This window comes from Aurantimonas sp. E1-2-R+4, from assembly GCF_036549515.1.
GTDB classification, from domain to species: domain Bacteria; phylum Pseudomonadota; class Alphaproteobacteria; order Rhizobiales; family Rhizobiaceae; genus Aurantimonas; species Aurantimonas coralicida_A.
This window is the reverse complement of record NZ_JAZHLK010000046.1, coordinates 23,107-30,840: the sequence shown is the minus strand read 5'-3', so window position 1 is coordinate 30,840 and position 7,734 is coordinate 23,107. Positions and strand designations below refer to the sequence as shown.

8 protein-coding genes are annotated in these 7,734 nt (G+C 61.4%); 5 read left to right on the top strand and 3 right to left on the bottom strand.

The genetic code is table 11. The features are described 5' to 3' along the window. Nucleotides 1-86: 86 nt before the first annotated feature. Nucleotides 87-1,760, bottom strand: a complete 1,674-nt coding sequence (locus VQ045_RS17370; protein WP_331831003.1) for a helicase HerA domain-containing protein — start codon at nucleotides 1,758-1,760, stop codon at nucleotides 87-89. 246 nt (nucleotides 1,761-2,006) lie between these two features. Here VQ045_RS17370 and VQ045_RS17365 point away from each other — a divergent pair, with 246 nt between their 5' ends. Beyond that, nucleotides 2,007-2,741 (top strand): peptidase, encoded by a 735-nt coding sequence (locus VQ045_RS17365; protein ID WP_331831002.1) that lies wholly within the window; start codon nucleotides 2,007-2,009, stop codon nucleotides 2,739-2,741. Between the two features lie 21 nt (nucleotides 2,742-2,762). Here the strand turns inward: VQ045_RS17365 and VQ045_RS17360 are convergent, their stop codons facing one another. Beyond that, the gene (locus VQ045_RS17360) at nucleotides 2,763-3,128 is read right to left on the bottom strand and encodes a DUF971 domain-containing protein (RefSeq protein ID WP_327647689.1); all 366 of its coding nucleotides are present in this window, start codon (nucleotides 3,126-3,128) and stop codon (nucleotides 2,763-2,765) included. A gap of 189 nt (nucleotides 3,129-3,317) precedes the next feature. On the opposite strand from VQ045_RS17360, the gene moaA reads away from it, so the two are divergent. Together moaA and VQ045_RS17350 are read left to right on the top strand one after the other, a co-directional pair. Beyond that, nucleotides 3,318-4,307: a GTP 3',8-cyclase MoaA gene (gene moaA, locus VQ045_RS17355; protein ID WP_331831001.1), complete on the top strand. Its 990-nt coding sequence runs from the start codon at nucleotides 3,318-3,320 to the stop codon at nucleotides 4,305-4,307. 4 nt (nucleotides 4,308-4,311) lie between these two features. Continuing rightward, complete coding sequence (locus VQ045_RS17350; protein ID WP_331831000.1) at nucleotides 4,312-4,791, top strand: hypothetical protein; 480 nt, start codon at nucleotides 4,312-4,314, stop codon at nucleotides 4,789-4,791. A gap of 35 nt (nucleotides 4,792-4,826) precedes the next feature. On the opposite strand, the gene VQ045_RS17345 is transcribed toward VQ045_RS17350, so the two are convergent. Then, nucleotides 4,827-5,321, bottom strand: a complete 495-nt coding sequence (locus VQ045_RS17345; RefSeq protein ID WP_331830999.1) for a hypothetical protein — start codon at nucleotides 5,319-5,321, stop codon at nucleotides 4,827-4,829. A 207-nt stretch (nucleotides 5,322-5,528) separates the two neighbouring features. Between VQ045_RS17345 and VQ045_RS17340 the strand changes: the two genes are divergently transcribed. Together VQ045_RS17340 and VQ045_RS17335 are read left to right on the top strand one after the other, a co-directional pair. Continuing rightward, entirely contained in the window at nucleotides 5,529-6,422 is an 894-nt protein-coding gene (locus VQ045_RS17340; protein WP_331830998.1) for a DMT family transporter, read from the top strand. Then, nucleotides 6,419-7,684, top strand: a complete 1,266-nt coding sequence (locus tag VQ045_RS17335) for a multidrug effflux MFS transporter (RefSeq protein ID WP_327624015.1) — start codon at nucleotides 6,419-6,421, stop codon at nucleotides 7,682-7,684. Before VQ045_RS17340 ends, VQ045_RS17335 begins: the two co-directional genes overlap by 4 nt. The last annotated feature ends 50 nt before the right edge of the window (nucleotides 7,685-7,734 follow it).

The following is a 7,734-nucleotide window of genomic DNA, read 5'->3' as shown; positions in this document are numbered from 1 at the left end:
TTCCCGCGGTTTGCTTTCGTCCACATCGCTTCCATGCCCTCGTCGAATCAAATCAACAGCATGGAATCACAAACGATTCATATCATTCAACTTCTTTGTGGACCGACACTAAGTGACGCCTTCGTGTTCGTAATTTCGGCAAGTTCAAAAACTGCTAAATTCTCTTCATCACTCTCCAAGAATTTATTGATTTGATCTTTTGTAGACTCCCGAAGCTCATCCATCGCGGTTTGTAATATTTTCTTTTCCTTCTTAGCCCCAAATTCACCTGTATCTACCGCAAATAACTTTCTCTCTAAATCAACCGCCTGTTCATTCGTTGGAGAAGGAAAAATTGGTTTTAAATCGGCAAGCCTGATTCGGTAATCCCCGGTAAAATCTACACAAAATGCTTTAACCCCCGTCGCGATAGACTCTCTTACGATATCCAAAGCGAGTTCAGTTTTCCCAGTACCGGTAACACCGAGAACTGCCGTATGATACTCCACCAATTCTTCAATTCTTGCGACGACCTGGACGTTTGTTGATGGAACGTTCCCAATCTTGAATTCCTTTGGGCCAAGAACTGGTGCTTCAAATACACGGCTTTGCGCCGAAAACAACGGAGAATTCATCGTAGGGAGCCACGAATATTTAGTGAAACCCGCTTTAGCAGAATAGATGCCTAATTGCGCCGCACGAACCACATGCGTTCCACGGGGATTCTGATCGAAGCTTTCCTCGACCGTTTCCGCCCCGATGATCTGATAAAAAATATCTTCTCCTGAAATACGAGCGAATACGACATCGCCTTCTTGAAGCCCTGCGTTTGACGCAACTTCAAAGCTGATAACACCGATGGTCGAGTTTTCGACGACAAACCCGATGAGGCGAGTACCAGCCTCCCCACTCAGCTTTCCAATGAACTCTGATGTCATCGCGTCGTCGTGACTGGCACACACGACGCCCCTGGGCACTGGGATTGGCTCGGCGACGGTCGCAACGCACAAGCCAGTGCCGACGACCTCAGTGCCTTGGACCTGAGAGAAAAGAGAGACCACAAATTTCTGAGTGCCATCCGGCATACTTGCGGTGAAAAGGCGATTTGACTGCCATGCGCCCCCGGAATTCAACCTCACCCGAACGATGTTGGGGTGATCAATCCGATCAATAACTCCGACCGTAGGACGATCCTTTGCTGTGTCTGCGTTATCCCTCAGCATCCGCCATGCCGCCGCCAATTTCTCAACCGGTCTCCCTACCGTTACGAAAGTCCAGAAAAGCAAGAGCCAGCCCATCACTGTAAACGAAGCTTGATAGGCTCCGATGATGCTAATTATCGCTGGTGCGGAGAACAAAATCTCTCCACGCCCGAAAATACTCGTCGACCGAAATGCAAATCGGCCTGCTGGAGATCGGCCATCATTATCGTGGAGGATTAGGGCGACTACAGACATCAGTGCAATCAACGCTGAGAAGCCGACGAAAATCCATCTCATGGCCTCCAGTTCATCACGAAACTCGGCAACCCGGCTCAAGTCCATAGTCGTGAGGACGAGAAGGGCCCCCACAGCGCCGATTATTGCGTCACGAGGCGGAACGAACCAAGGCGCCGAGAGCAAAGCAAAAAACCAAAATGAAATCGCGCTAATCAGCCAGACCGATTCCAACCCACCGCTCGGTAGCACGCGCCCGGTCGCCCACCACAATGCTCCCAACGCAAGCGCTATATTCAAGAAGAGCGTGGTCGTCCGCTCGGTGATCGATGGGTATTGTTTCATCGCAGTGACTCTGATTTTCCTTGCATCAATAAGATACACTGGCAATTTCGCGTTGCGAAGGGGCGCAGTTTGATTAGGTCGTTACCATTGCGTGTAGCAACCGAATGGTTCTTGGGACAGGCGCCGTAATGCGTCTTGCTCCACCCGGTTGATATTTCCGTCCACCGCTTGCACAAAGCGCGACGCGGGCGATGATTCCGCCGGAGCATCGGCGCCGTCGACGCCATCCTGGAGACCACCCCACCCATGACCTACTGCGTCGGGCTTCTTGTCGATCGCGGCCTCGTCTTCATGTCGGACACCCGCACCAATGCCGGCGTCGACAACATTTCCGTGGTCTCCAAGATGAAAACCTGGGAGGTGCCCGGCGATCGCTTCCTCTGCCTGTTGAGCGCCGGCAATCTGGCGACGACACAGGCGGCGATCGCGCTGCTTGACGAGCGCAGCGTCGCCCCATCGGAGCGCCAGCCGGCGATCCTGACGCAGCCGACGATGTTCCAGACCGCCAAGCTCGTCGGCGAAACGCTGCGGGAGGTTATTTCAGGCGCGGCGACGGGCGGACAGATGGCGGATTCGGTGTTTTCCGGCTCCTTCATCCTCGGCGGCCAGATCAAGGGCAGCCCGCCCCGGCTGTTTCTGATCTATCCGGAGGGCAATTTCATCGAGGCCGGAGCCGACACGCCGTTCTTCCAGACCGGCGAGCACAAATACGGCCGCCCGATCATCATCCGCACCTACGATCCGGCGATGTCGCTGGAGGACTGCGCCAAGCTGCTCTTGGTCTCCTTCGATTCGACCATTCGCTCGAACTTGTCGGTGGGGCCGCCGATCGACATGCAGTTTTACGAGACCGAAAGCCTCGTCGCCGGTTACAGGCAGCGCTTCGACCAGCGCGATCCCTACTATAGCGAGATCTCCGAGGGCTGGTCCGACGCGCTCAAGAGCGCTTTCGACCAGTTGCCCGCCTTCGTCCGCTCCTGATACGGCGGTGACGGGCCGGCCTTACCGCTCGCGCTTCAAGCCCTTGGCCTGCAGCTCGTCGAGATAGACCTGCCAGCGCTCCTCCTTCTCGCGGCCGAGATCGGCGAGATAGGTCCAGGTGAAGATGCCGGAACTGTGCATGTCGTCGAACATGATTCGGATCGCGTAGTTTCCGACCGGCTGGATATCCATGATCTGAACGGCGATCTTGCCGCCGACGGTCTGACGCTGCGACGGCGAATGCCCCTGCACCTCGGCCGACGGCGACATCACCCGCAGCATCTCGGCCGGAAGCTCGATGCGCTCGCCACCCGGCACGACCACGATGAGCGTCCTGCGGTCTGGGGTCACCCGAATCTGCTCGGGCGTCGTCGTTGCGGTCGTCATGGCAAATTCATTCCTTCGTCCAGTGGCTTGATCGTCACGAAACGCTTGACCCAGGCCCGTCGGGCTTCCACATTCGGCCACATGGATATGACGAAATTCCCGGCTTCGCCGTCTCGACCGTCTCGGGCGACAGGCGACATAGAACTGCCTTCCACGGCGACGAGCCCGACAGGGGCCTCCGGGGCGGAGATGATCGACCCGTTCGGTCGAGCGATAACCTATCTGCGCGTCTCCGTCACCGACCGCTGCGATTTCCGCTGTGTCTATTGCATGGCCGAGGACATGACCTTCCTGCCGAAGCGCGACCTGCTGACGCTGGAGGAACTCGACCGGCTGGCCAGCGCCTTCGTCGACAAGGGCGTGCGCCGGCTGCGGCTGACCGGCGGCGAGCCGCTGGTGCGCAAGAACATCATGCATCTCGTGCGCTCGCTCTCCCGGCATCTCCAATCCGGTGCGCTGGATGAGCTGACGCTGACCACCAACGGCTCGCAGCTCACTCGCTTCGCCGGTGAGCTTGCCGATTGCGGCGTGAAGCGGCTGAATGTCTCGCTGGACACGCTGGATGCAGCGAAGTTCAAGCAGATCACCCGCTGGGGCGAGCTCGACAAGGTCATGGGCGGCATTCGCGCGGCCCAGGCGGCCGGTATCCGGGTCAAGCTCAACGCCGTCGCGCTGAAGGGCTTCAACGAGATCGAGATCCCCTCGATGATCGAATGGGCGCATGGCGAGGGTCTCGATTTCACCCTGATCGAGACGATGCCGATGGGCGAGATCGACGAGGACCGCACGGACCAGTATCTGCCGCTGCGCCAGGTGCGGGAGCAACTGTCCGAGCGCTGGACGCTGTCGGACATTCCTTACAAGACGGGCGGGCCAGCCCGTTACGTGGAAGTCGCCGAGACCGGCGGCCGGCTCGGCTTCATCACGCCGATGACCCACAATTTCTGCGAAAGCTGCAACCGGGTCCGCGTGACCTGCACCGGCACGCTGTTCATGTGCCTCGGCCAGGAAGACGCGGCCGACCTTCGTGCGCCGCTGCGCGCCTCGGAGGGCGACGAATTGCTATCGAACGCCATCGACGAGGCGATCGGCCGCAAGCCGAAGGGACATGATTTCATTATCGACCGCGCGACGCGAAGACCCTCGGTCTCGCGGCATATGAGCGTGACCGGAGGATAGTTTCATGCGTAACTGGGTGATGTCGCTCGCGGCCGTCGCGACCGCTGCGCTGGTGCTTGCGACCGCGCCGGCTGTGGCCGACGAGGTGACCTATCGCAACGAACGGTTCGGCACCTCGGCGAGTTTTCCGTCGGAAGCCTTCCCGGATCAGCTCCCCGCGCCGACCAATGGCGACGGGTTGGGCTGGACCTCGCCGGAGGGTGCCGAGATCTTCATCTATGCGCGGCCCAATCAGGGCGGTGAGACGCCGAAATCGGTGATCGGGGATCGCGCCGAAGTCGACAAGGTGACCTACGACAAGTCCGGCCGCAGCTGGGCCGTGGTATCGGGCTATCGCGACGGCAGGATTTTCTACGAGCGCTACGTCTTTCGCGGCAACCTGATCCACTCGGTGTCGATCCGCTATCCCGAAAGTCTGCGCTCCACCTATGATCCGCTGGTCGGGCCGGTCACGATGACGCTGCGCGGCCCGTCCAGCGGCTGAGGTAAGAGGAAGCGGCGCCGGTCGCGCCGCTTCGATCAGACCAATTCGCCGCGATAGGCTTCCTGGACGGTCTCATAGCTCGCCTTCGCCGCCGCCAGATCGGTGTCCGACTGCTCCGCCGCGAAGAGCGCCAACTGCGTCGAGATTTCCCCCACCCCTTTCACCAGGCTGAGCGTCCTCTGCGTTGTGACATTGTCGATCGCGGCCTGACGCACCTGCTCGACGGAGGCCGGCTTCGCCGCCAAATTGACCGAGCCCGGTGCCGTGGCGCCGGTTGTCGGAGCCGAATCACGCGCCGACGATTGTGCGGCTTGCGACTGCGCCGCGGGGCTGGCGGACGTAGCGGCCGAGGCCGTGCTGGAGCCGCTCGGCGCGGCCTGCGAAGACGAACTGGTCGCGGTCGTTCCCGACGATGGGCTTTCGGACGCCGGTGCCGTGTTGGATGCGGACTCTTCGGGGGGCGGCGACTGATAGCTCTGCTGCGGCGACTGCGTGCCGCTGGCCGGCAATAGATTGATCGACAATGACATGCACTATTATCCTCGATGTTACGATGGCGCATGTCTAGCCGTGAGATTATTTCCGCCTGCTTCCGGAAATCCTTAAAGCTCTAGTCAACACTCGGTGAGCGCGGCATTTGGACTGCGACAAGTCGACACAGATCCGCTCTCGCTAATCCCCTCCGGGAAGAGTAAGGTCGACTGACGATCCTTCCCGCAACGTCCGGCCTTTTTCCATTGTTCAGCGACAACATCCGCGCCGCGATCTTCATGCTCGTGGCCATGGCTGGCTTCGTGGTCAACGACACCTTCGTGAAGCTCACTTCCGAGGAGCTGTCGCCGCCGCAGATCATGGCGGTGCGCGGCGTCGCGGCTTCGCTGCTGCTGTTTGTGTTGGCTTGGCGGATGGGGGCGCTCCGGCCGATCGGCCTCGCCCTGCAGCCCCGGCTTATGCTACGCACGGGAGCGGATTTCATGGCTACTCTCAGCTATCTAACCGGGCTCAGCCAGATGCCGATCGCCAATGCCTCGGCGATCTTCCAGGCCCTGCCGCTGACGGTGACGCTCGGCGCGGCGGTCTTTCTGCACGAGCCTGTCGGCTGGCGCCGCTGGGCCGCTATCGGCGTCGGATTCGTGGGCGTCATCATCATCGTGCGTCCGGGCACGGACGGCTTCAGCGTCTATTCGCTTTCGGTCCTCGCCGCCGTGGTGTTTTCCGCCATTCGCGATCTGGCCACCCGTCGCATGGACCGTGCGATACCCTCGCTGTTCATCTCGCTGACCGCGGCGATCGCGGTTTCGCTGCTCGGCTGGATCCTGATCCCGTTCACCGGCGGCTGGCAACCGGTCTCGGCCGCCAATGCCCTGTGGCTATCCTGCGCCGCTGTCAGCATCATCGTCGGCTATATCTTCATCGTCCAGTCCATGCGCACCGGCGATATGGGCTTCGTGGCGCCATTCCGCTATTCGGTGCTGCTCTATGCCCTGGTCATCGGGGTGGTCGTCTTCGATGACTGGCCCTCGACGCCGGTATTGCTCGGCTCGGCCATCGTCGTGGCGAGCGGCCTCTACACCCTCTATCGCGAACGGGTGCGCGGTGTCGCGGCCCCCTTGAAGAGCCAGATCCATTGAGCAAGCAGCCGTTACCGACGATCCTGCCCTCCTCGCCGGCCACGGCACGGGAGGAAGACAGCATGGGCGCGACGATACCGGCCATGGTCGCGCGGCGCCCGATGCTGGCAACGCTGATGATCGCCTCGGCGCTGTCGCCGCTGGCGATCAACATCTTCATCCCCTCGATGACCTCGATCGCGCGCGACCTGCATGCCGACGGCGCGACGGTTGGGTTGGGCCTGTCGCTCTATCTTGTCGCCACGGCGCTCATTCAGCTGATTGCCGGCCCCTTGTCGGATCGGTTCGGGCGCCGGCCTGTCATTCTCGGCGGCATGGTTCTTTTCCTGATCGGTACGGTACTTTGCCTGATGGCGCAGGATGTCAGCCTGTTCCTTGTCGGCCGCGTTGTGCAAGCGGCCAGTGCCACCGGCATCGCCCTGTCCCGGGCGATCGTTCGCGACGTCTACAGCCGCGAGCGCGCGGCGGCGATGATCGGCTATGTCACGATGGGGCTCGCCGTCGCCCCGATGATCGGCCCGGCGATCGGCGGGGCGATGGATACGGCGCTCGGCTGGCGCAGCGTCTTCTGGTTGCTCGCAGCGATGGGCGTCCTCACCCTTGCGCTGCTCGCCTTCGACCTGTCGGAAACCAACCGCGAAAAGGGCAAGCCGGTATTCAGTCAGTTCCAGACCTATGGCGAACTCGTCCGTTCGGGCGCGTTCTGGATCTATGTCGGCACGTCGTCGCTGACCTCGGCGGTGTTCTTCGCCTTTCTGGGCGGCGCCCCGTTCGTGGCCGTCACCATTCTCGGCATGACGCCGGCCGGCTATGGGCTATGGTTCGTCCTCAGCGCGGCAGGCTACATGATCGGAAATTTCGGCACGGCCCGCCTGTCGGAGCGCCTCGGCATCAAGAATTTGATGGTTGTGGGGGCGGCACTGACCGTCGCCGCCACTGCTTTATCGCTGGCGCTGATCGGCGGAGGGTTTCTGTCCCCCTTGACGTTGTTCGGGCCGATGCTTCTGGTCGGAGTGGGCAACGGACTGGCGCTGCCTTCCGCGACGGCCGGCGGGGTCAGCGTTCGGCCCGAGGCGGCCGGGGCAGCAGCGGGCCTTCTCGGCGCCTGCCAGATCGGCCTCGGCGCGATCAGTTCGATCCTCGCCGCCATCCTCGCCACCGGCCCGAGCGGCGCCGTTGGCCTTCTCCTTCTGATGACCGCCTTCGGCGCCGCAGGCGTCGTTTGCGCCCTCGCGGCCCGGCGCGTGCGGCCGGTTTCATAGGGAATCCGCCGGCACGGAACCTGGCCGCCACGAGCGGACCACGGGCTCAA

Coding starts and splice junctions, on each gene's coding strand:
- VQ045_RS17370 (WP_331831003.1), bottom strand. CDS start 1,760: ATGAAACAATACCCATCGATCACCGAGCGGACGACCACGCTCTTCTTG.
- VQ045_RS17365 (WP_331831002.1), top strand. CDS start 2,007: ATGACCTACTGCGTCGGGCTTCTTGTCGATCGCGGCCTCGTCTTCATG.
- VQ045_RS17360 (WP_327647689.1), bottom strand. CDS start 3,128: ATGACGACCGCAACGACGACGCCCGAGCAGATTCGGGTGACCCCAGAC.
- moaA (WP_331831001.1), top strand. CDS start 3,318: ATGATCGACCCGTTCGGTCGAGCGATAACCTATCTGCGCGTCTCCGTC.
- VQ045_RS17350 (WP_331831000.1), top strand. CDS start 4,312: ATGCGTAACTGGGTGATGTCGCTCGCGGCCGTCGCGACCGCTGCGCTG.
- VQ045_RS17345 (WP_331830999.1), bottom strand. CDS start 5,321: ATGTCATTGTCGATCAATCTATTGCCGGCCAGCGGCACGCAGTCGCCG.